This window comes from Nocardioides sp. Bht2, from assembly GCF_047308515.1.
Classification (GTDB): Bacteria; Actinomycetota; Actinomycetes; order Propionibacteriales; family Nocardioidaceae; genus Nocardioides.
Map to the genome: position 1 here is coordinate 129,002 of NZ_JBLBWI010000009.1, position 21,469 is coordinate 150,470.

Sequence of the window (21,469 nt, forward strand, 5' to 3'; positions counted from 1 at the left end):
ACCTCTCGTCTCGATTGGCCTCATCATGGCGCAGCGAGCAGCGCCGCAACAGGGTTCGTTAGCCTTGAGTGTCATGGATTGTCACCACTTCGCGGCCGGACGTTGCCGTTCCTGCAACTGGCTGGAGCAGCCCGTCGCCGACCAGGTGACGGCGAAGGAGCGCGGCGTCCGCGAACTGCTGGCGCCGTGGCCCGAGTTGAGCTGGCTGGAGCCGGTGAGGAGCCGGGAGGCGGGGTTCCGGAACAAGGCGAAGCTGGTCGTCTCCGGCTCGATCGAGGCGCCCGTGCTCGGCATCCTGGACGGCGCGGGCCACGGCGTCGACCTCAGTGACTGCCCGCTCTACCCGGCCGCGTTGGCCGCCGCGTTCGCGCCGCTCACCGAGTTCATCACCCGCGCGGCGTTGGCCCCCTACGACCTGATGGCGCGGCGCGGCGAACTGAAGTATCTGCTGGTCACCGTCTCCCCGACGGGCGAGTTGATGGTGCGCTGGGTGCTCCGCTCCACCGAGCCGTTGGCCCGGATCAAGAAGCACCTGCCGTGGCTGCAGGCGCAGTTGCCGCAGCTGCGGGTCGCATCGCTGAACATCCAGCCCGAGCACAAGGCGATCCTGGAGGGTGAGCGCGAGATCCTGCTCACCGAGGTGGAGACGCTGCCGATGGAGCTCGACGGGGTGCGGTTGCAGTTGCGTCCGCAGAGCTTCTTCCAGACCAACACCGAGATCGCAGCCGCGCTCTACCGTCAGGCTCGTTCCTGGGTTGACGATCTGGCGCCGTCCTCGGCCTGGGACCTCTACTGCGGGGTGGGCGGTTTCGCCTTGCACTGTGCGGCACCGGGGCGCGTGATGCACGGTGTCGAGATCAGCGCCGAGGCGGTGCAGAGCGCGATCACCACGGCGACCGAGTTGGGCTCGGTGGCGACCTTCGAAGCCGGTGACGCAACGGCCTGGGCACTCGCGCAACCCGCAGCCCCGGAGTTGGTCGTGGTCAACCCGCCGCGCCGCGGCATCGGCCCGGAACTGGCGGCCTGGTTGGAGACCAGTGTGGCCGACGCCGTCCTCTACTCCTCGTGCAACGCCGTCACCTTGGCCCGTGACCTGGCTGCGATGCCGAGCCTGCGTCCGGTCAAGGCGGTCCTGCTCGACATGTTCCCGCACACCGCGCACTACGAAGTGCTCACCCTGCTCCGTCGCGGCTGAGGCCCGATGGGAGGGTAGGGCCATGAGCGCGACCCCGGCCTACTTCCTGTTCCACGGTGCCGAGACCGTCGACGGTGCCTCGGTGGAGAGCTTCACCGCGACCGAGCACACGGCGAGCCCGTGGGGCGCGGAGATGCAGCACGGCGGTCCGGTGGCCGGGCTGTTGACCCGGGCACTGGAGCAGCACGGCGCCCGCGAGGAGTCACGGCTCTCCCGGGTCACCGTCGACCTGCTGGGGGCTGTTCCGCTCGGGGAACTCCGGGTCCGGGCCACCACGCTCCGTCCCGGCCGCCGGATCGAGCTGCTCGCCGCCGAGCTGGAGGCTCCGGTCGATGGCAGTTGGCGGGCGGTCGCCCGCGCCCAGGCCTGGCGGCTCGCCACCCAGGACACGAGCGCCGTGGTCAACGACCCGTTCCCGCACCCGGTGATGCCGGAGCACGACGTCCTCGGTTCTGAGATCCTGCCTGCGGTCTGGCAGATGGCCGGCTTCGTGCCGACGTTGCGCTGGCGTGCCGCCGAGGGGCTGCGCCTGGCGCCGGGGGAGCCGAACACGGTCTGGCTCAATCTGACCATGCCGCTGGTGGCCGGTGAGGAGACCTCTCCGCTGGCTGCGGCGCTCACCATCGCCGACGTCGCCAACGGGATCGGTGCTCGCCTCGACCCGCGCAGCCACACCTTCTTGAACACCGAAATGACCGTCCACCTCTTCCGGCCGCCGAGTGGCGAGTGGTTCGGGCTGGAGGCGGAGACGGCGGTCGGGCCTGACGGCGTCGGGCTCAGCCAGGCGTTGCTGCACGATGTGGTCGGCCCGATCGGGCGGATCTCACAGAGCCTGTTGGTGGAGGCCCGCCGCTAGCCTCACAGGATCGCTAGCAACAGCAGGGGAACGCCGAGGGCGACGAGGGTGGCGACGGCGCCGAGTACCAACGCCCGAGGGCCGATCCCGGCCAGCTCGCGTCCGGTGAGTCCCAGCCCGAGGCCGTACATCCCGGCGGCGAGCAGCACGGTGGCGGCGACGCTGGCGATGTCGACCACCGCGGCGGGGAGCAGCCCGGTCGAGCCGACCAGGCAGGCGGCGACGAACCCGACCACGAACCAGGGCACGCCGGGTGCGTCGGCGGAGCCGTGACGACGCGACAGCGTCAGCACAATCGGGGCCAGTCCGATCACCCGGCCGAGTTTAATGGCGATCGCGATCGGCGCCGCAGCTGCCCCGATCAGCGACGCCGAGGCGATCACCTGTGCGATCTCGTGGATGCTGGCGCCGGCCCAGATCCCGGCCTCGGTCTCGGTGAGATGGAGCAGGTCGGCGAGGACCGGGATCGCCAGCATGGTCGCGGTGCCGAAGACGGTGACCAGGGCGACGGCGGCGGCGATGCTGCGCCGGCTGGCCTGCACGGCGTCCTGGGAGGCGGCGATCGCGGCGGCACCACAGATCGAGAAGCCAGCTGCGATCAGCGAGGTCAGGTCGTGGTCGACGCCCAGTCTGGGGCCGAGCCAGAGCGTGGTGGTGAAGGTGGCCACGACGGTGGCGATGATGATCAGGACCGCACCAAGGCCGACGTCGGCCAGGGCGGAGAACGAGAGCTGCAGCCCGAGCAGCGCCACCCCGATCCGGATCAGCGGCTTGGAGGCGGCGGCCTGGCGGTCCAGGGCGGCCTTGCCGCGGCCGAGGTTGGCGATGAGCGCGCCCACGATCAGTCCCCACATCAGGGCGCCGACGAACGGCACCACCTGCGCGGCCAGCACCGACGCACCCGCTGCGGCGAGCGGCGCCCAGACGGCGGGCAGGCGGCGGGTGGGTGTGGGGGTGTGGGGGAGGAGCGTGCTGGTCATAGCTCCACTCTGGCCGGATCCGTCGCGCCGGAGTAGAGACGAAGATCGCCGCAGCTTATAAGCTGCGTTTATGACTGGCGTGGATCTGGAGACGCTCCGGCTACTGGCTGCGATCGGGGATCTCGGCAGCATCAACGCGGCCGCCACCCGGCTCGGCATCTCCCAGCCGGCCGGTAGCGCCCGACTCCGTGAGTTCGAGGCGCGCTGGCAGATCTCGGTCGCCGTCCGGACGCCGCGCGGGACCCGGCTGACCCCGGAGGGCGACGCCGTCGTCGGTTGGGCGCGCAAGGTGCTGCGCGAGGTCGAGGCGATGGAGTCCGGACTCCGTGCGATGACGGCGGCGCAACGTGGCGACCTGGCCGTCGCCGCCAGCCTGACCATCGCCGAGTTCCTGTTGCCGCGTTGGATGAGCGGGCTCAAGGTCGCCGCGCCCGGCGTCCGCCCACACCTCCAAGTGGTCAACAGTGAGGCGGTGCTGGAGTTGCTGGCCAGTGGCGCGGTCGCACTCGGCTTCATCGAGGACGCCGAGCGGCCGCAGGGGCTGAGTCAGGCCGTGATCGGCTACGACTCGATCGTGGTCGTCGTCGAACCGAGTCATCCGTGGGCGCGGCGCAGCTACCCGATCCCGCGCGAGCAGCTCCTGGAGGAGTCCTACGTGCTCCGCGAGCCGGGAAGCGGAACGCGCAGCACCTTCGAGCGGGCGTTGCGGGCCGTCCCCGAGGTGGCGCTGGAGGCCAGCTCCACCCAGACCCTGGTCGGTGCCGCGCTGGCCGGGGTCGGGCCGGCCGTGCTCTCCGCGCTGGCGGTGAAGAGCTATCTGGAGCGGGGCGAGTTGGTGGCGGTCCGGACCGAACTCGATCTGCGCCGACCGCTACGGGCGGTCTGGCCGCGCGGGCAACGGCTCACCGGCCCCGCCCGGGAACTGCTCCGGATCGCGACGTCGGCGAGCGGGGTCGACTCCACGACCGCGCTGCGCCAACGTCGCGACTGAGCTCAGCGGACCTGGCGGACCTGGAACTGCATCCGCGGGTGCGCGTAGGCCTCCTGGGACTCGACGAGCAGCAGCTCGCGGGAGCCGGCCTCGAGGGTGTTGCTGAGCAGGTCGAAGATGCTGGAGACGGTGCGGGCCAGGGCGTCGCCGGCGTCGCCGCTGGAGCGGTAGTGCGCGGTGAAGAGGGCGGCGGTGACGTCGCCGGAGCCGTTGGCCTTCATCGGTAGCAGCGGGGTCTGCACGATCCAGGCGCCGTCGGGGGTGACGGCGAGCATCTCGACGGTGTCCGCCGGACGGTCGGCCTGCTCGACGCTGGTGACCAGGACGGTGCTCGGTCCCATCGCGCGGGCGGCGTCGGCGGCGTCCAGGATCTCGGCGAGGGTCTGCGGCTCCCGGTCGGTGAGGAAGCCGAGCTCGAACTGGTTCGGAGTGATGATGTCGGCCGCGGGGACCACCCGCTCACGGAGCAGGACCGGGATCGCCGGGTGGACGAAGCAGCCGCTCTTGGCGTTGCCCATCACCGGGTCGCAGGCGTAGATCGCGTTCGGGTTGGCGGCTTTCACCCGCGCCACGGCGTCGAGGATGACGTCGCCGATCGCCTCGCCGCCCTGGTAGCCGGAGAGCACGACGTCGACCTCGGCCAGCGCGCCGCGCTCCTCGATCCCGGTGATCACGTCACGGACGTCGTCGGCCGCGAGCAGCGGTCCGCGCCAGGCTCCGTAGCCGGTGTGGTTGGAGAAGTGCACCGTGAAAACCGGCCAGACCTCGTGGCCGAGGCGCTGGAGCGGAAAGACGGCGGCGGAGTTGCCGACGTGGCCATAGGCGACCGAGGACTGGATGGAGAGGATCTTCACCGGCCTAGTCTCGCATCCCGCTGACATACCGTCGGTCGGTATGTATTGTCGCCAAAAGTAGAACGCGTTACAGTTGCGTGGGCGGTGTGGGCTGTGCCACACCCAGGGAGTCGAAGAGGTGTGCACGGGATGGCCAAGAAGTCCTATTCCACGGTGGCCGACTACGTCGTGGTCGGGGCCGGTTCCGCAGGTTGTGCGGTTGCCGGAAAGCTGGCCGGCGCTGGCGAGCAGGTGATCCTGATCGAGGCTGGCGGCAGCGACAAGTCGATCATGTTCAAGCGCCCCGGCATGATCACCATGATCCACAGTGACCCGAGCCTGAAGAAGCGGTTCGACTGGGGCTACTACACCACGCCGCAGGAGCACGTGAACGGCCGCCGACTGCCGGCGACCCGCGGCAAGGTGATGGGTGGCTCCGGCTCGGTCAACGGCATGATCTACGTCCGTGGCAACAAGGAGAACTTCGACTCCTGGGAAGCCGAGGGCAACAAGGGGTGGGGCTACGAGGATGTCGCCAAGTCCTACCGGGCGATGGAGGACTGGGCTGGCCCCGACAGCGAGCTGCGCGGCAAGGGCGGCCCGATCAAGGTGCTGGAGAACCCCGACATCTGTGACGCCGCCAAGAGTTTCATCGCCGCCGGTGTCGACGAGCTCGGTGTCCCGCTGAACCCGGACTACAACGGTGAAGACCAGTTCGGCATGCACGTCATCCAGGAGAACACCGGCAACGCGATCCGGTACTCCACCTCCCGCGGCTACCTGACCGAGGCCGACCTGCCCACCCTCGAGGTGCAGATGCGCGGCACCGTCTCGCGCGTCGTGATCGAGAACGGCCGCGCCGTCGGCGTCGAGGTGATCGAGAAGAAGGGCGAGCGACGGATCATCCGCGCCCGCAAGGAGGTCATCCTCTCGGCCGGTGCCTTCGGCTCGCCGCAGATCCTGATGCTCTCGGGTATCGGCCCCGCCGATCACCTGCAGGAGAAGGGGATCGCCGTCGTCGAGGACCTCCCGGTCGGCGACAACCTGCACGACCACCTCTTCGTCCCGCTGACCTACGCGGTCGACAACTCGCCGCACCGCAGCACCGCGATGTACTTCGGTAAGGGCATCCTCAAGGACCGGATCAAGCCCGGCAGCAACTTCCTGGCCCACTCCGTCTTCGAGGCCGGCGCCTTCCTGCACACCTCGCTCTCCGACGGCACCCCGGACCTTCAGCTCTTCGCGATCCCGTGGTCCTACCCGCCCTTCCAGGACGAGCCGGTCCGGCTCACCCCGGACAAGCGCCCCTCGCTCTCGGTCTTCGCGACCCTGATCCGGCCGCGCTCGCGCGGCACCGTCCGCCTGGCCAGCGCGGACCCGCTGGCCGCGCCGGTGATCGACCCGCAGCTGCTCGCTGAGCCCGACGACCTCAACGTCCTCGTCGAGGGCGTCGACATCCTGCGCTCGATCATGTCGAACGCGGCGATCGCCAAGCACGTCAAGGAGGAGTACGAGCCGGGTCCGGCCTACTCCGGCCAGCGTCTGCGCGACGAGGTCGTCAAGCGGGTCAGCACCGTCTACCACCCGGTCGGCTCCTGTCGGATGGGTGTCGACGAGCGCGCCGTGGTCGACCCCGAGCTGCGGGTCCGCGGCATCGAGGGCCTCCGGGTCGCCGACGCCTCGATCATGCCGTCGATCATCGGCGGTAACACCAACGCGCCGTCGATGATGATCGGCGAGAAGGCCGGCACCATCATCCTGGAAGGCCTCGGCGCGTGAGCGCGCTGGTCCGCCCGGCGTCGGTGACGCCGGAGTTCCTGAACCGGCTGGTCTCCCGCGTCCCGGGCTCCACCGGCAACACCTGGAAGCTGACCGAGGTGTACACCGGCGAGGTGCTCGTCGAGCTGCCGCAGTCGACGCCGTCCGACATCGAGGGCGCCTTCGCCGCTGCCCGCGCCGCGCAGCGCGAGTGGTCGCAGTGGTCGGTGGCCAAGCGGCTCGGGGTCTTCAAGAAGTTCCACGCACTGGTGCTCAAGCACAACGAGACCATCGTCGACCTGATCCAGGCCGAGTCGGGCAAGGCGCGTCGGATGGCGTTCGAGGAGACCCTCGATGTCCCGATGGTCACCGGCTACTACCTGAAGCGGGCCAAGAAGGTGCTCGCGCCGAAGAAGCACGCCGGCCCGGTGCCGGTGGTCTCCTCCTCCCTGGAGGTGCGCCAGCCCAAGGGCGTGATCGGCATCATCGCGCCGTGGAACTTCCCGTTCGCCACCGGTATCTCGGACGCCATCCCGGCGCTGATCGCCGGCAACGCGGTCGTCGTGAAGCCGGACAACAAGACGGCGCTCTCGCCGCTCTACGGCGTCGAGCTGCTGGAGAAGGCAGGCCTGCCCAAGGGTCTCTTCCAGGTGGTCTGCGGCGAAGGCCCGGACGTCGGCCCGACCCTGATCGACAACGCTAACTACGTGATGTTCACCGGCTCCACCAACACCGGTCGAGTGATCGGCGAGCGGGCCGGGCGCAACCTGATCGGTGCCTGCCTCGAGCTGGGCGGCAAGAACCCGATGATCGTGCTGCCGGACGCGAACCTGGACGACACGGTCAAGGGCGCGCTCTTCGGCGCCTTCGGCAACACCGGGCAGATCTGCATGCACATCGAGCGGATGTACATCCACGACTCGATCTACGACGAGTTCAAGGCGCGGTTCAAGGCCGCCACCGAGAAGCTGGTGGTCGGGGCCGCCTACGACTTCGGGCCCAACACGGGCTCGCTGATCAGCCCCGAGCACAAGGACCGGGTCGCCGCGCACGTCGCGGACGCCCTGGAGAAGGGCGCCACCGTCGTCACCGGCGGCAAGGAGCGCCCGGACCTCGGCCCGGCGTTCTTCGAGCCGACCATCCTGGAGGGCGTCACCAAGGAGATGTTGGCCGGCCACACGGAGACCTTCGGTCCGGTCGTCGCGCTGCACCGGTACGCCACGGTGGACGAGGCGATCGCGCTGGCCAACGACACCGACTACGGCCTCAACGCCAGCGTCTGGGGCGGCGACCTCAACAACGCGATCGCCGTCGGGCGCCGGATCGAGTCCGGCAACGTCAACATCAACGACATCCTGGCGACGGCCTACGCCTCGAAGGGGACGCCGTCCGGTGGCGTGAAGCAGTCCGGCGTCGGCGCCCGCCACGGCGACCAGGGCCTGCTGAAGTACACCGACTGCCAGAACGTCGGCATCCTGAAGAAGCAGGTCATGCAGGTCCCCGACGACAAGCCTTTCGAGAAGAACGTCGAGGAGCAGATCAAGGGCCTCGCGATCATGCGCAAGCTCGGCATCCGCTAGCCGAACAGTCAGGCATACGCGCCGAACAGTCAGGCATACGCGCCGAACAGTCAGGCAAAAGCATCGAACCGGCACAAGATGTGCCGGTTCGACGCATATAGGTGACGGTTCGGCCCGTCTCAGTGACGGTTCGGCGCGAACGAGTGACGGTTCGGGCTAGGCGACTTGGAGGGAGCGCTTCGAGAGGCCCATCCAGAAGCCGTCGATCACCTGATCGCCGGGCTCGTCGGCCTTGGCGGCGACGCCGAGGGTGATGAAGAGCGGTGTGTAGTGCTCGACGGTGGGGTGCGCGTACGGCATGCCGGGGGCGCGCTCCTTGAACCGGGCGAGCTCGTCGACGTCGCCGCGAGCCAACGCTTCGCCGGCCCAGGCGTCGAACTCCTTCGACCAGCCCGGGGCCGCGGCGTCGATCCGCCACTCCTTGAGGAACGGCAGCCCGTGGGTCAGGAAGCCGGAGCCGATCACCAGGATGCCTTCGTCGCGCAGGGCGCGCAGTCGCTGGCCGATGCCGAGCAGGCGGTACGGGTCCTGGGTGGGGAGTGACATCTGCACGACCGGGATGTCGGCGGCCGGGTACATGATCTTCAGCGGTACCCAGGCGCCGTGGTCGAGGCCGCGGCTGCTGTGCTGGTGGACCGGCTCGGTGGCGGGCAGCGTCGCCGCTACCCGCTTGGCGAGCGCCGTGGAGTCCGGGGTCTGGTAGGTCATCTTGTAGTACTTCTCGGGGAACCCGCCGAAGTCGTAGACCAGGGGGACCTGGGAAGCGGTGAGGCTGATCGGGGCGGACTCCCAGTGCGCGCTGACGATCAGGATTCCCTTGGGGCGGGGGAGACGCTGAGCCCAAGCCGCCAACTCGGCGGACCAGAGCGGGTCGTCGAGCAGCGGAGGAGCGCCGTGGCCGATGTAGAGGGCGGGCATGGTGGTGGTCATGGAGTCAGCGTACTCCGGTTTTAGTTGATGCTTCAAGTAATTTACGTCACCGTGCCCTCGCCTAGGCTGTGCGCCGTGTCCTCCACCTCCGTGCCCGCGTCCTCCGCCACCCGGCTCGCCGACCTCCGCGCAGCCGGCCTGATCGCCGCGGACTGGGCCGACGCGCTCGCCCCGGTCGCCGGGCAGATCGAGCAGCTCTACCGATTCCTGGACGCCGAAGCTACCGCCGGCCGCCAGATACTTCCCGAGCGTCATCAGATCTGGCGGGCCTTCGCCCGGCCGATGAGCGAGGTCCGCGTGGTCATCGTCGGCCAGGACCCCTACCCGACCCCCGGCCATCCGGTCGGACTCAGCTTCTCCGTCGCCGACCACGTCCGCCCCGTACCGCGCAGCCTGGTCAACATCTACGCCGAGCTCGACGCCGACCTGGCGATCCCGCCGGCCGCTGACGGCGATCTGTCGGCGTGGGCGGATCAGGGCGTGATGCTGCTCAACCGGGTACTGACAGTGCGCACGGGCGCTGCCGACTCGCACCGTGGCAAGGGTTGGGAGACGATCACCGACCAGGCGATCGGCGCCCTCGCGGCGCGAGGTGGCCCGCTGGTGGTGATTCTGTGGGGCGCCAAGGCGCAGCGATTGGCGCCGCTGCTCAACGACGTCGCGGTGATCGCCTCTCCGCATCCGTCGCCGCTCTCAGCACGGAAGGGGTTCTTCGGTTCCAAGCCGTTCTCCGCCGTCAATGCGGCGTTGGCGGCCCAGGGGACCGCGCCGATCGACTGGCGTCTCGGTTGACGTGACCGTGGGCCGCGGCGACGCTGAGGGCGTGAACCCCGACGAGCAGATCTTCGCGCTCCTCGACGACCTGAACGCCGAGGCCGACGCCGCATTCGGCGCCCAGCAGGCCCTGGAGATCGCCGACCAGGCCCGGGCCGAGTACGGCACCGTCACGCTCAACGCCCGGCTGATGGCAGCGGTCGGCTCCGAGGTCACGCTCGATGTGGTCGCGCTCGGCACCGTCCAAGGGCGACTCTCCGCCGTCGCCAGCAGTTGGCTGCTGCTCCGGATGCCGCAACGGGCCTGGGTGATCCCCACCGCGGCTCTGCTCAGCTGCGACGGCGCCCCTTCGCATGCGGTGGCCGAGCTCGCCTGGCCGCGGACCGCGCAGCTCGGCCTGGGCTCCGTCCTCCGCCGGATGGCCGACTCCGGCGATCCGGTCCAGCTGGTGCTGCGGGACGGCGCTCGGCTGACCGGCGGGTGGCGGCGGGTCGGCGCGGATTTCGCGGAGCTCGCGTCCGCTGAGGGCCGACGTCTGGTGCTGGTGCCGTTCGCTGCGATCGCAGCCGTGGCTCAGGTGGCTTCGGCGTCGTAGGGCGGAAGCTCGTTGGCAGCCAATGAGCGCGACTTCCGGGCCGGCCGCTCGGCGTCGTCCTCCTCGTCCATCGCTTCGAGGATGTGCTTGCGGACCAGGGTGCGCGGGTCGAGGTCGCGCAGTTCGAGGTCGGCGTACTCCGGGCCCAACTCGGAACGCAGGTCGTCGCGGGCCGAGTTGGCCATGGTCCGCAGCTGGCGGGCCAAGCGGCCGGCCTGTCGGGCGAGGTCGGGCAGCCGGTCAGGGCCGAAGACCAGAACGGCCACCACGGCGATGACTGCCATCTCCGGCAGGCCGACCCCGAACATGGGTCAGAACCTGTTGGACGGGGTCAGGCCGAGCTGCATGCCGGCCAGGCCACGGCCGCGACCGGAGATGGCCGAGGCGATCTTGAGGAACTCCGCACCGGCGGGGCTCTCGGGAGCGCTGGTCACGATCGGGGCACCCTTGTCGCCGCCCTCGCGGAGCGCGACGTCGATCGGGATGGTGCCGAGCACGGGGACGTCGTAGCCGAAGCGCTGCGAGAGAGTCTCCGCGACCCGGGCGCCGCCGCCGACGCCGAAGATCTCCAGGCGGTGCTCCTTGCCCTCCTCGGCGCAGTGCGGGCAGGGCAGGTAGCTCATGTTCTCCACGACGCCGATCACCCGCTGGTGCATCATCGAGGCCATCGTTCCTGCGCGCTCGGCCACCTCGGCGGCAGCCTCCTGCGGCGTGGTGACAACGACGAACTCGGCGTTCGGCAGGTGCTGGCCCAGCGAGATCGCCATGTCGCCGGTGCCCGGCGGGAGGTCGAGGACCAGGGCGTCGAGGTCGCCCCAGTAGACGTCGGCGAGCATCTGGACCAGGGCGCGGTCCAGCATCGGTCCGCGCCAGGCGACCACCTGGTCACGGCGCGGCTTGAGCATGCCGATCGAGATCACCGAGACGCCCGACTCGGTCGGCACCGGCATGATCAGGTCGTCGACCTGGGTGGGCCGCTGGTCGGCGACGCCGAGCATGGCGGGGATCGAGTGGCCGTAGATGTCGGCGTCCACGATGCCGACCTTGAGGCCCTGGCCTGCCAGCGCCAGCGCGAGGTTGACGGTGACCGACGACTTGCCGACGCCGCCCTTGCCGGAGGCAACCGCGTAGACCTTGGTCAGCGAGCCGGGCTGCGCGAAGGTGATCTCGCGCTGCGCCTGGCCACCGCGGAGGGTGTCGCGCATGGCGGAGCGTTGTTCGTCGCTCATCACGCCGAGCTGCAGGTCGACGCCGGTGACGCCGGGGACCCGCGAGACCGCGGCGGTGACGTCGCGGTTGATGGTGTCCTTGAGCGGACAACCGGCCACCGTCAGCAGCACGGTGACCGCGACCGTACCGTCGGCGCCGATCTCAACGCGGTCGACCATGCCGAGCTCGGTGATGGGCCGCTTGATCTCCGGGTCGTTCACCGTGGCCAGGGCCGCGTTGATCTGCTCGAGGGTGGGGGTGCTCATGAGCGGCAACTCTACGTCGTAGCGGGTGATCCACCCGATTCGGGCTGATCGGTCTCATCGGTGGCGTTGGCGGCGCGTTCGTCGAGTTCGGCGAGCAGGGTGCGCAGTTCGGAGCGGACGAAGTCACGGGTGGCGACCTCGCCGACCGCCATCCGGAGCGAGGCGACCTCGCGGGCCAGGAACTCCATGTCGGCGTGGGCCCGGGCGTTGGCCTGGCGGTCCTGCTGCGCGATCACCTTGTCCCGGATCTCCTGCCGGTTCTGTGCCAGCAGGATCAGCGGTGCCGCATAGGACGCCTGCAGGCTGAGCATCAGGGTCAGGAAGATGTAGGGGTACGGGTCCCAGGCCTGGTCGGGGACGAGCCAGTTCCACAGCACCCAGACGACCACGAAAAGGGTCATGTAGAGCAGGAACTTCGCGGTACCCATGAACCGCGCGAACTCCTCGGCGAAGACGCCGATGGTCTCGGAGTCGTAGGAGGGGCGCCGCAGCAGGGGGCGCCGGGTCTCGCGGGGTACGTCGAGTCGAGGGCGTCGGGCTTCGGTCACGCGTCACCTCCCAGGCGGCTGGCTTCGCGCCAGTTGTCCGGCAACATGTGGTCGAGCAGGTCGTCGACGGTGACGGCGCCCAACAGGCGGCCATCGGGGTCGACGACGGGGGCTGCGACAAGGTTGTAGCGCGCCAGGTGGGCGCCGACCTGGTCGATGCTCATCTCCGGGCGGAGCGGGTCGAGGTCGGCGTCCAGTGCACCGGCCACCAGGGTGGACGGCGGTTCGCGGAGCAGTCGTTGGATATGCGCGACGCCGAGCAGCTTCCCGGTCGGCGGCTCGAGGGGCGCGCGGCAGACGTAGACCAACGCGGCGAGCGACGTGGTCAGGTCGGGATTGCGGACCCGGGCCAGCGCGTCGGCGACGGTGGCGTCGGGGGAGAGGATCACCGGCTCCACTGTCATCATCGCGCCCGCCGTCGACTCGGCGTAGGAGAGCAGGCGCTTGACGTCCTCGGCGTCCTCGGGCTCCATCAGGTCCAATAGTTCGGCGGCGGTCTCCGGCGGGAGCTCCGCGATCAGGTCGGCGGCGTCGTCGGGCGACATCTCCTCCAGGACGTCGGCGGCGCGCTCGGAGTCGAGGTCGCCGAGGATCTCGACCTGGTCCTCCTCCGGCAGCTCTTCGAGGACGTCGGCGAGCCGCTCGTCGTCGAGGGCCGCGACGACGGCGCTGCGCCGGGTCTTGGGCAGGTCCTGGATCAGGTTGGCGGCGTCCGCGGGGCGCATCTCGTTGATCTTGGCGAGCAGTTGGGTGGCGCCCTGGTCGGCGTGCCGGGTGGTGAGGTCCTCGACCTCGGTCCACTCCACGACGTGGGTCTGCCCGCGACGCCGGAAGCCACGTCCGGGCTCGACGATGGCGACCCGGCTGACCACCCAGTCCCGGCTGCGGGCCTGTTCCATGGCGACGTCGTAGATGGTGCCGCGGACTTCGGAGCCGCGGATGCCGACCGTGCGGTCGAGGAGCTCGCCCATCACCAACGCTTCGGTGGGGCGCTGCTCGAAGCGACGCATGTTGAGCAGGCCGGTGGTGTACACCTGGCCGCTGTCGATGTGGGTGACGCGGGTCATCGGCACGAAGATCCGCCGGCGCCCGAAGACCTCCGCGACCAGGCCCAGTACCCGCGGTTGGCTGGCGCCGGACCACAGCGAGACGACGAGGTCGCGGACCTTGCCGACCTGGTCGCCTTGGGGGTCGAAGATCGGCAGCCCGACCAGGCGGGCCACGAAGACGCGGGAAGGGGTGGCGCTCACAACGACCAAGGTTATCGGGCGACTAGGCACGCTCGGTGGTAGCCGCTCCGGTAGGCTCGGCGCGGTGAGCACGAGGGTCCGGATCGACGACAACGGGATCACTGCACCTGCTGAGCGGGAGATGGTGCTCGATGTGCTCTTCGACGGGCGGCGGATCTGGTCGTTCTGGCTGCTTCGAGACGGTGTCCGGCAAGGGCGCGACAGTTTCGTCGAGTGGCCCCCGGCGCTGCGGCGGTTCTTGGACGGCACCGTCGAGGTGGGTCTGGTCGAGCACGCCACAGGCGAGGTGCAGTTCACCGGCGAGGTCGCGCTCGGCGGCCGGAGCCCCGAGCGGATCAAGGTGGAGACCGAGGACGGCAAGCCGCTGGGCCTGGACAAGTCCAACCGGCTGGCGCAGACCTTCGACACCCGCAGTTCCGAGCACGTCGCGCCGCTGCTCGACTCGATCGAAGAGGTGCTGGCGGCGCTGAAGAAGGCCGGCATCGACGCCTTCCCCGCCTACGGAACGCTGCTCGGTGCGGTCCGCGGCGGCAAACTGATCGGCCACGACAGCGACGCCGACATCGGCTACGTCAGCCAGCACACCAAGCCGGTCGACGTGAGCCGTGAGTCGTTCCGGCTGCAGCGTCGGCTCAGCGAGATGGGCTACGAGATCACCCGCTACAGCGCCGCTGCGTTCAAGGTCGACGTCGCTGAGGCCGACGGTTCGGTGCGTGGCCTCGACGTCTTCGGTGGCTTCCTCACCGACGACGAGCACCTGATCCTGATGGGGGAGATCCGGACGCCGTTCAAGCGGGAGTGGATCTTCCCGCTCGGCACCACCACCCTGGAGGGTCGTGAGTTGCCGGCGCCGGCCAACACCGACAAGTTCCTGAGCGCCACCTACGGTCCGAGCTGGCGGGTGCCGGACCCGGCCTACCACTTCGAGACGCCGCAGAGCACCCATCGGCGACTCAACGGTTGGTTCCGCGGCACCCGGGTGGGCCGTGACAACTGGGATCGGGTCTGGTCCAAGGCGGAGCGCGAGCACCGCCATGATCTGACCCCCGACGCACTGACCCTCTGGGCCGCCGAGAAGCTCGCCACGCCGGCGCAGTTGGTCGACATCGGCTGTGGCGCGGGGGCAGCCGTCCACTACTTCGCCCAGCAGGGCGTGCCTTCGGTCGGCCTCGACTACTCGCCGCGCAGCTTCGCCCACGCGGCTGTGCTCGCTGCCGCGGAGGAGCTGCCGGCGCGTTACGAGCGAGTCAACCTGCTGGAGCTTCGTCAGACCCTGTCCTGGGCGGCCCGGCTGGCCCGGGACCCCGGCCCCAAGCTGGTGCTGGGCCGGCATTTCCTGGACACCACGACGGTGGCCGGGCGCGAACACTTCTGGCGGATGGCCGAGATGTTGACCCGCGCCGGCGGCCAGACCGTGGTCGAGTTCGTGGTCCCCGGTGAGGGGCTGGAGAAGGTTCGCTTGCTCCGACCGCTGCGGGTGCAGCGGGTTCGGCGCGAGGTGCAGGAGCGAGGGGCCCGCGTGGTCGACGTGACTGAGTACGACTCCGACACCGCCGCGGTGCTCGGTGCTGACGCCCCCCGAACCGGTGGGCGGATCCGTGTGTGTCGAATGGTGGTTGAGTGGCCGTGAAGATCAACGAACTGCGCAATGTCGTCTCGCGTGGACGCGCGAAGGTGAAGCAGGCCGGGGGCGCACGGGTGGACATGGTGCGCCTGGCAGCTCGGGTGACCGAGCTTGAAGCCGAGGTCCAGGAGTGCCGTCAGCTCAACCTGCGTCTGGCGGAACTGACCGACCTGGTCACCGAACTGCTCCTGCCGGTCGCCCAGCGCGACGAGGAGAAACTCGCCGCGCTGGTCACCAAGTACTCCGACCAGTTGGGCTGACGCCGCCGGCGTCAGTTGCCGTTGGTGACCGGCGCCGCCGTCCAGCGAAGATCCTGACTCCACCCGGTGGCGCTGCCGGGCACCGACTGCAGTCCCAGTGCGCTGGTGACGACGTTCGCCACCGAGGCGTTGCGGATCGTCGGCGTGGTCCACGACAGCTGGTTGTAGGAGCGGGTCAGCTGCGGGTTGAGACTGAAGAGGTCGGCCCCTGCCGGGATCCCGAGCTCCGGGCCCCAGACGATGAACGGCACGGTGTGGTTGGCCGCCTTCGTCCGGTTGCTGTGTGAACGACCGGATCCGCCGTTGCTGCTGGTCAGGACGACCAGGGTGCTGCCGCGCAGCTTGGAGTTGCTGCGGACCTCCCGGGTGATCCGGCCGACCTGCTGGTCCGCCGCGATCAGGGCGTCGCGGTAGCGCTTGCTGGTGAAACCGTACTTGTGGCCGGCCGCATCGGGGCCGGTCAGCTGGAGGTAGGTCAGCGCTGCGGGAGATGTCTTCAGCTTGGCGCGCGCCGACTTGATCAGCTTGTTGGTGTTGGACTGGTAGCTGCGCACGCTGAGCTTGTTGCGTCCCGAGTCGAGACCCTGCGGGTCGGCGCCGCCGTACTTGCTGGTCCAGGAGGCGAGCAGTTGGTGGGTCTTCGAGGAGTCGGTGTAGGCCGCGGTGGACTGCTCGTTGTTGTGCACGATGTCGAAGATGCTGGATACGTAGCGACCAGCCTTCTTATGCGTCGTCGTGGAGATGCTCTCGGTCTTGACGCCGTGGCCGCCGGAGCTGCGGTAGACCCGCTGCCCGGTCAGGATCGAAGCCTGGTTGGCCAGCCCGACGGTCGACTCGGTGGCGGTGTGCGCCCGCGTCGTCGAGGCACCTTGGGCGACCATCGCGTTGAGGTTCGGCAGCTTGGAGCCGAGCTTCGCGATCATGTTGGGACGGAGACCGTCGACGGAGATGGCGATCACCCGTCGGATCGGGGTCGACTGCAGCCGCGACGGCGCGATGCTGACGTCACTGATCACCAGCGGGTGGTCGGTGGCTTTGGCGACGAGGGCGGTGCGGAGCCGCTGGTGGCCGGAGAAGGCGACGTCGGTGGTGCCAAAGATCCAGTCGACGCCGATCGGCTTCGGTGGGGTGCACTTGCCCTTGCTGGTGATGCCGCCGGGGCCGGCGGGCTGCACCCGAGCCCGTTGGACGACGTCGCACAGGTAGTTGCTGGTCTCGTTCATGTCGCCGGTCATGAAGACCGGGATGTTCGGCTCTGCGGCGCGCAGGCTGTTGATCAGGTTGACCTGCAGGGTGCGGGCCTCGTTGCGGTGCTGCTGCGGAATCCCCTTGCGCCGGTCCGCTGCCGTGAAGCCGCCGAGGAAGTCGGCGGCATTGTGGAAGTTGCTCACCCAGATCTGTTGGCCGGTGCTGATCCGCTGCAGCCGGATCACCGGCATCTGGATCCGGCTGACGACACGGTTGCTGCTGGGCCCCTTGAAGCCGTAGGGGATCGACTGCGTCCGGGCTTCGACCAGCTGCCACTCGCTCTTACGCCAGATGATCGAGTTGTGCATCGGCGCGGACTGGGCGCCGAAGTTGGCTCCGGGGTAGACCCCGTAGGCGCCGCCGGTACGGCTCATGAAGTCGGTGTACTGCGAGGCCTGGAACTCCTGCAGCCCGACGACGCCGAGGTTGTATTGCTGGAGCAGTTGGACGGTGTGGCCCATCCGCACCTTCGAGTTGGCGTAGCCCTTGCGGCCGCCATTCTTGTCGGTGTGGCCCGCGCCGAGGATGTTGAAGGAGGCGATCCGGAACTGGGTCGCCTGATCGGTGCTGCTGGGCACGTTCTCCTTGCGTGCGGAGGCGCTGTTTGCGGTGCTCGCGCTGCCGAGGGTGGCGGCCAGCGCCAGGGTGGCGCAGGCGGCGATGCCGGCACGCAGAGCACGCCGGCGGGCGGGCTGGTGCGCGATCTTCGGGGAAGTGAACAGGCGCATCGGGAGACTCCAAGAGACGGCGACCGTGGTGCGGACCCGGCCCAGTCTAGGTGCAGAAGTGGCGGATGTGACAGCTGAGTCGGAAGAAACTTACAGTGACTGGCGTGTCGGAATCGGCATTCTGCGGGCAAACTCGGTAAAGTGCTCCGATCTATGACTACGTTCCGGGGATCTAGCTCAAAGGGTAAAGATGGCTGAGCGTCTCGTGCTCCACATCGGTGCGATGAAGACGGGCACGACCTTCTTGCAGTCCGTTCTGATGACGAACCCCGAGCCGTTGGCTCAGGCAGGTGTGCGGTTCCTCGGTGGCCGCTTCGGTACCCAATCCCTCGCGGTGCGCGACATCCTGAACCTGCCCAAAGCGCCCAAAGCGAACCGCAAGCGTTGGCAGAAGCTGGTCGCCGAGCTGGCTGAACCCGAGGTGCAGGTCGGCGTCGTCTCGATGGAGTTCCTCAGCTTCGCGCGGCCCAGGCATCTGGCGGCGTTCTTCGAGCCGTTGGCCGGTGTCGACGTCGAGGTCGTGCTCACGGTCCGCGACATGTTCCGGGTGGTGCCTGCCCAGTGGCAGACCTTCACCCGCAACTTCGGCACCGACAGCTGGTCGAAGTACCAGCAGCGGATCGTGCCCGGGCTGCTGAACCGCCGCGGCGGCCAGGCTGCCCACACCTTCCACCGGGCCCAGGACATCGAGACGATCCTCGACCGGTGGCGCACCGTCGTCCCCGACGACCGGATCCACCTGGTCACCGTGCCCGGACCGGAGGCTCCGCGAGATCTGCTGTGGCGTCGCTTCCTCGAAGCAGCCAACCTCCCGCCGATCGAGGTGGACCTGTCGCAGACCAAGGACAACTCCTCCGTCGGCTACGCCAGTTGCGACTTCCTGCGTCGGGTCAACCAGGACCTCGGCGACGTCCGGCCGGCCAGCTACCGCAACGAGATGCGTCCGTTGATCAATACCGCACTCGCACCGTTGCGCGGCAGTGAGGGCAAGCCGGTCCTCGATCGGCGTACCGCGCGCTACGCGGCGCGACGCAACGACGAACTGCGCCACCTGCTCAGCGACGGACCGCACCCCTGGGTCGGTGAACTGACCGACCTGCCCGGGTTGGACGCGCTGGGCGACGTCGCCCGGCACAGTGCCCCGCCAGAACTTGACGAGGTCCGGCGCTCCGCCGAGGCCGCCTGGACCTATGCCTCCGGCAGTGAGCCGGTACCGAGCGGTCTCTCGCTCGACGACCTGGTGCACGCGACCGCGCGTCGCATGCGCCAGGCCTACAACTGGACGTGAACCAAGTGACTCAGCGTTTGTATCTCCATGTCGGCCTGCTGAAGACCGGCACCACCTTCATCCAAGATGGTCTGTGGATGCACAAGGAGGCCCTCGCCGACCGCGGGGTCCTGATTCCGGGACGGCACCGGCGGCGTCACCTGATCGCCTCTCTCGATCTGCGCGACGACCCCAAACTCGCTCGCCGGACCGGCGACGTCGAACAGCCCTGGCAGGACCTGGTCGACGAGGTCCGGGCGTGGGAGGGGGCGACGGCCGTGATCAGCCATGAGTTCTTCGCTCCGGCATCGCCCGAACACATCCAGCGCGCCGTCGACTCACTCGGTGACGTCGAGTTGCATGTGGTGATCACTGCGCGGGTGCTCACCGAACTGGCGCCGTCGCTGTGGCAGGAGTGGGTCAAGAACGGCGGACAGCGCGGCATCGAGGGTTTTCCGGGCCGCACCGCCTACGACCCCCACGATGAGTGGGGCTGGGCGGCGTTCGATCTGGCTGACGTGTTGTCCCGCTGGTCGGTCGCGGTCCCCGATGAGCGGATCCACATCCTGCCGATGCGTGCGGGAGCGCGGACGGCGGACATCTGGGAACGCTTCTTGGAGATGTTGGAGGTCGACACCGATCTCCCCGCGCCCGACGAGGCGGCCAACGTCAGTCTCGGTCTGGTCGAGATCGAAGCGCTGCGCCGGATCAATGCGCAGTTGGTCGACTTCGACAACGCCGGTGACCGTAGCCGGTGGATCCGTACCTACCTCGCTGGGACCGTGATGCCCAACGGGCGCGAGAAGTTCCGGCCGAGTCCGCAGCGTTGGGAACGCCTGGTGGGTAAGGCGCAGGACGCCGTGCGGATCCTCGAGCATGGGAAGCACGACATCCGTGGCGATCTTGCGGATCTGGCGCCTGAAACCGAATTGCCGGATCTGCGGCATCCGTCCGAGGTGAGCGACGCGGAGATGCTGGCGGTCACCACGCAGACGATCGCGACCATGCTCGACGACGTCCGCGAACGGAACCGCGAGCGCTACCGGATGCAGGACCAAATCGGTGAACTTTCGATTCCGCCCCTCCATGTAAGGTGCTGGCGAAGGCTCATCGGTTTCGGGAAGGATCGAGCGTGAAGTTCATCGCCGTGGGGGCAACGGTGGCGGCAATGGTCTTGACGGGCTCGTTGTCGGTTCCTGCACAAGCAGACCTAACGACCAACGCCAACACGGTGAGCGCGCAAGCCGCGACCGCGCCGGTCGCGGCGAAGAAGAAGAAGTGGGAACCGCCGACGGGCGCCTTCTTCAACATCCCGCGTGGCACGGATCTCTCCAAGCAGTGGACGATCGAACGGCAGATCGTCAACGCGATCAACCGCACTCCCAAGGGTGAGTACATCCGGATCTCGGTCTTCTCCTTCGACCGGATGCCGGTCGCCGACGCGTTGATCCGCGCCCGTCAGCGAGGTGTCCGCGTCCAGATCCTGCTGAACAATCACCAGCAGAACTCGGCGATGTACAAGATGTACAAGATGATCGGCAAGTCGCCGAAGCGGAAGAACTTCGCGTATCGCTGCTCGTTCGGATGCCGCAGCGGCTTCGAGAACCTGCACTCCAAGTTCTTCCTCTTCTCGAAGACCGGCGGTGCAGAGAACGTCACGATGCTGGGCTCCACCAACCTGACCGCCAACGCGGCGATCAACCAGTGGAACGACCTGTACGTGATGAAGGAGAACGCGACGGTGCACAAGCACTTCGTCACGCTCTTCAACCAGATGCGTAAGGACAAGAAGGTCAAGAACCCGTACTACAAGGTGGACCTGGGCAAGCGGTATGAGCTCCAGGTGATGCCGTTCAACGGGTTCAACAAGCGCAACGACCCGATGATGAAGGTGCTCAACAAGGTCAAGTGCACGGGCGCTGCCGGTGCACCGGCCGGCGTCAAGGGCCGCACCATGGTCCGGATCCACATGCATGCCTGGCACACCAAGCGCGGCGAGTGGCTGGCAGCGAAGACCCGTGCCCTCTATGCGGCTGGCTGCGATGTCAAGGTGATGTACGGGATGGCCAGCGCTCCGGTCCGCAAGATCTTCGCGACCAAGACCAACCGCGGTGCGCTGCCGGTCCACATCAACGGCTACGACACCGACGAGGACGAACTGATCGACCTCTACGGTCACGAGAAGATGCTGACCATCGCCGGCAACTGGAACGGCGACACCAAGGCGCGCTACACCTGGACCGGCTCCAGCAACTGGGCGAACTCCGGGATGCGCGGCGACGAGCTGATCTTCCGGATCAAGGGCGACGGCGTGCTCCGGAACTATCACAAGAACTTCAACTACATCTGGAAGTACCGCTCGCACCTGGCGAAGTACATCGACTACGGCAAGAACTCCGCGCTGTCCAACGGCAGCAACCTGCGGATGGCACCGCGCCAGCAGGAGACCTACCCCAAGCCCGGTGGCCCCGCCTGGGAAGAGGGCTGAGCCCTTCGCCCACCCCGGTGCTACCGCCAGCTCCGCGAGATAGTCCCTGACGAAAAGCCCCTGAAATCGACGATTTCAGGGGCTTTTCG

Annotated in this window: 20 protein-coding genes; 12 read left to right on the forward strand and 8 right to left on the reverse strand. The window is 68.6% G+C overall.

The window, feature by feature from the left end:
• Positions 1-73 precede the first annotated feature (73 nt).
• Both rlmC and ACLM5J_RS13185 read left to right on the forward strand, forming a co-directional pair.
• Entirely contained in the window at positions 74-1,195 is a 1,122-nt protein-coding gene (gene rlmC / locus ACLM5J_RS13180) for a 23S rRNA (uracil(747)-C(5))-methyltransferase RlmC (RefSeq protein WP_413656880.1), read from the forward strand.
• 22 nt (positions 1,196-1,217) lie between these two features.
• Complete coding sequence (locus ACLM5J_RS13185) at positions 1,218-2,051, forward strand: thioesterase family protein (protein ID WP_413656881.1); 834 nt, start codon at positions 1,218-1,220, stop codon at positions 2,049-2,051.
• Positions 2,052-2,053: 2 nt separating this feature from the next.
• Here the strand turns inward: ACLM5J_RS13185 and ACLM5J_RS13190 are convergent, their stop codons facing one another.
• Positions 2,054-3,031 (reverse strand): YeiH family protein, encoded by a 978-nt coding sequence (locus ACLM5J_RS13190; RefSeq protein WP_413656882.1) that lies wholly within the window; start codon positions 3,029-3,031, stop codon positions 2,054-2,056.
• Positions 3,032-3,101: 70 nt separating this feature from the next.
• On the opposite strand from ACLM5J_RS13190, the gene ACLM5J_RS13195 reads away from it, so the two are divergent.
• Entirely contained in the window at positions 3,102-4,022 is a 921-nt protein-coding gene (locus ACLM5J_RS13195) for a LysR family transcriptional regulator (RefSeq protein ID WP_413656883.1), read from the forward strand.
• A 2-nt stretch (positions 4,023-4,024) separates the two neighbouring features.
• On the opposite strand, the gene pdxY is transcribed toward ACLM5J_RS13195, so the two are convergent.
• A complete protein-coding gene (gene pdxY / locus ACLM5J_RS13200) occupies positions 4,025-4,876 on the reverse strand; it encodes a pyridoxal kinase PdxY (protein ID WP_413656884.1) in 852 nt (283 codons plus the stop codon).
• 129 nt (positions 4,877-5,005) lie between these two features.
• Here pdxY and ACLM5J_RS13205 point away from each other — a divergent pair, with 129 nt between their 5' ends.
• Together ACLM5J_RS13205 and ACLM5J_RS13210 are read left to right on the forward strand one after the other, a co-directional pair.
• On the forward strand, positions 5,006-6,634 hold the full coding sequence (locus tag ACLM5J_RS13205) for a GMC family oxidoreductase (protein WP_413656885.1): 1,629 nt from the start codon (positions 5,006-5,008) through the stop codon (positions 6,632-6,634).
• On the forward strand, positions 6,631-8,193 hold the full coding sequence (locus ACLM5J_RS13210; protein ID WP_413656886.1) for a succinic semialdehyde dehydrogenase: 1,563 nt from the start codon (positions 6,631-6,633) through the stop codon (positions 8,191-8,193). The genes ACLM5J_RS13205 and ACLM5J_RS13210 overlap by 4 nt, the downstream gene beginning before the upstream one ends.
• A gap of 156 nt (positions 8,194-8,349) precedes the next feature.
• On the opposite strand, the gene ACLM5J_RS13215 is transcribed toward ACLM5J_RS13210, so the two are convergent.
• Positions 8,350-9,123, reverse strand: coding sequence for a dioxygenase (locus ACLM5J_RS13215; protein WP_413656887.1), 774 nt, complete (start codon positions 9,121-9,123; stop codon positions 8,350-8,352).
• A 141-nt stretch (positions 9,124-9,264) separates the two neighbouring features.
• Here ACLM5J_RS13215 and ACLM5J_RS13220 point away from each other — a divergent pair, with 141 nt between their 5' ends.
• Positions 9,265-9,915 (forward strand): uracil-DNA glycosylase, encoded by a 651-nt coding sequence (locus ACLM5J_RS13220; RefSeq protein ID WP_413656903.1) that lies wholly within the window; start codon positions 9,265-9,267, stop codon positions 9,913-9,915.
• A 31-nt stretch (positions 9,916-9,946) separates the two neighbouring features.
• Positions 9,947-10,492, forward strand: a complete 546-nt coding sequence (locus ACLM5J_RS13225; protein WP_413656888.1) for a hypothetical protein — start codon at positions 9,947-9,949, stop codon at positions 10,490-10,492.
• Here the strand turns inward: ACLM5J_RS13225 and ACLM5J_RS13230 are convergent.
• Genes ACLM5J_RS13230 through ACLM5J_RS13245 form a run of 4 tightly spaced genes read right to left on the reverse strand, consistent with a single transcriptional unit; the run spans position 10,471 to position 13,765 of the window.
• The gene (locus tag ACLM5J_RS13230) at positions 10,471-10,800 is read right to left on the reverse strand and encodes a sec-independent translocase (protein ID WP_413656889.1); all 330 of its coding nucleotides are present in this window, start codon (positions 10,798-10,800) and stop codon (positions 10,471-10,473) included. The two genes, ACLM5J_RS13225 and ACLM5J_RS13230, sit on opposite strands and share 22 nt — an antisense overlap.
• Positions 10,801-10,803: 3 nt before the next feature.
• On the reverse strand, positions 10,804-11,967 hold the full coding sequence (locus ACLM5J_RS13235) for an Mrp/NBP35 family ATP-binding protein (protein WP_413656890.1): 1,164 nt from the start codon (positions 11,965-11,967) through the stop codon (positions 10,804-10,806).
• 11 nt (positions 11,968-11,978) lie between these two features.
• A complete protein-coding gene (locus ACLM5J_RS13240; RefSeq protein WP_413656891.1) occupies positions 11,979-12,515 on the reverse strand; it encodes a DUF1003 domain-containing protein in 537 nt (178 codons plus the stop codon).
• On the reverse strand, positions 12,512-13,765 hold the full coding sequence (locus ACLM5J_RS13245) for a magnesium transporter MgtE N-terminal domain-containing protein (RefSeq protein WP_413656892.1): 1,254 nt from the start codon (positions 13,763-13,765) through the stop codon (positions 12,512-12,514). The genes ACLM5J_RS13240 and ACLM5J_RS13245 overlap by 4 nt, the downstream gene beginning before the upstream one ends.
• Positions 13,766-13,829: 64 nt before the next feature.
• On the opposite strand from ACLM5J_RS13245, the gene ACLM5J_RS13250 reads away from it, so the two are divergent.
• Together ACLM5J_RS13250 and ACLM5J_RS13255 are read left to right on the forward strand one after the other, a co-directional pair.
• Positions 13,830-15,395 (forward strand): hypothetical protein, encoded by a 1,566-nt coding sequence (locus ACLM5J_RS13250; protein WP_413656893.1) that lies wholly within the window; start codon positions 13,830-13,832, stop codon positions 15,393-15,395.
• Positions 15,392-15,649, forward strand: a complete 258-nt coding sequence (locus ACLM5J_RS13255; protein WP_413656894.1) for a DUF6752 domain-containing protein — start codon at positions 15,392-15,394, stop codon at positions 15,647-15,649. Before ACLM5J_RS13250 ends, ACLM5J_RS13255 begins: the two co-directional genes overlap by 4 nt.
• A gap of 11 nt (positions 15,650-15,660) precedes the next feature.
• Here the strand turns inward: ACLM5J_RS13255 and ACLM5J_RS13260 are convergent, their stop codons facing one another.
• Positions 15,661-17,625: an alkaline phosphatase family protein gene (locus ACLM5J_RS13260; protein ID WP_413656895.1), complete on the reverse strand. Its 1,965-nt coding sequence runs from the start codon at positions 17,623-17,625 to the stop codon at positions 15,661-15,663.
• Positions 17,626-17,815: 190 nt separating this feature from the next.
• On the opposite strand from ACLM5J_RS13260, the gene ACLM5J_RS13265 reads away from it, so the two are divergent.
• Genes ACLM5J_RS13265 through ACLM5J_RS13275 form a run of 3 tightly spaced genes read left to right on the forward strand, consistent with a single transcriptional unit; the run spans position 17,816 to position 21,380 of the window.
• Positions 17,816-18,913 carry a hypothetical protein gene (locus ACLM5J_RS13265; RefSeq protein ID WP_413656896.1) on the forward strand — a complete coding sequence of 366 codons (1,098 nt, stop codon included), beginning with the start codon at positions 17,816-17,818 and terminating at the stop codon, positions 18,911-18,913.
• Positions 18,914-18,918: 5 nt separating this feature from the next.
• Positions 18,919-20,028, forward strand: coding sequence for a hypothetical protein (locus tag ACLM5J_RS13270; RefSeq protein WP_413656897.1), 1,110 nt, complete (start codon positions 18,919-18,921; stop codon positions 20,026-20,028).
• Positions 20,025-21,380, forward strand: a complete 1,356-nt coding sequence (locus ACLM5J_RS13275; RefSeq protein WP_413656898.1) for a phospholipase D-like domain-containing protein — start codon at positions 20,025-20,027, stop codon at positions 21,378-21,380. Before ACLM5J_RS13270 ends, ACLM5J_RS13275 begins: the two co-directional genes overlap by 4 nt.
• The last annotated feature ends 89 nt before the right edge of the window (positions 21,381-21,469 follow it).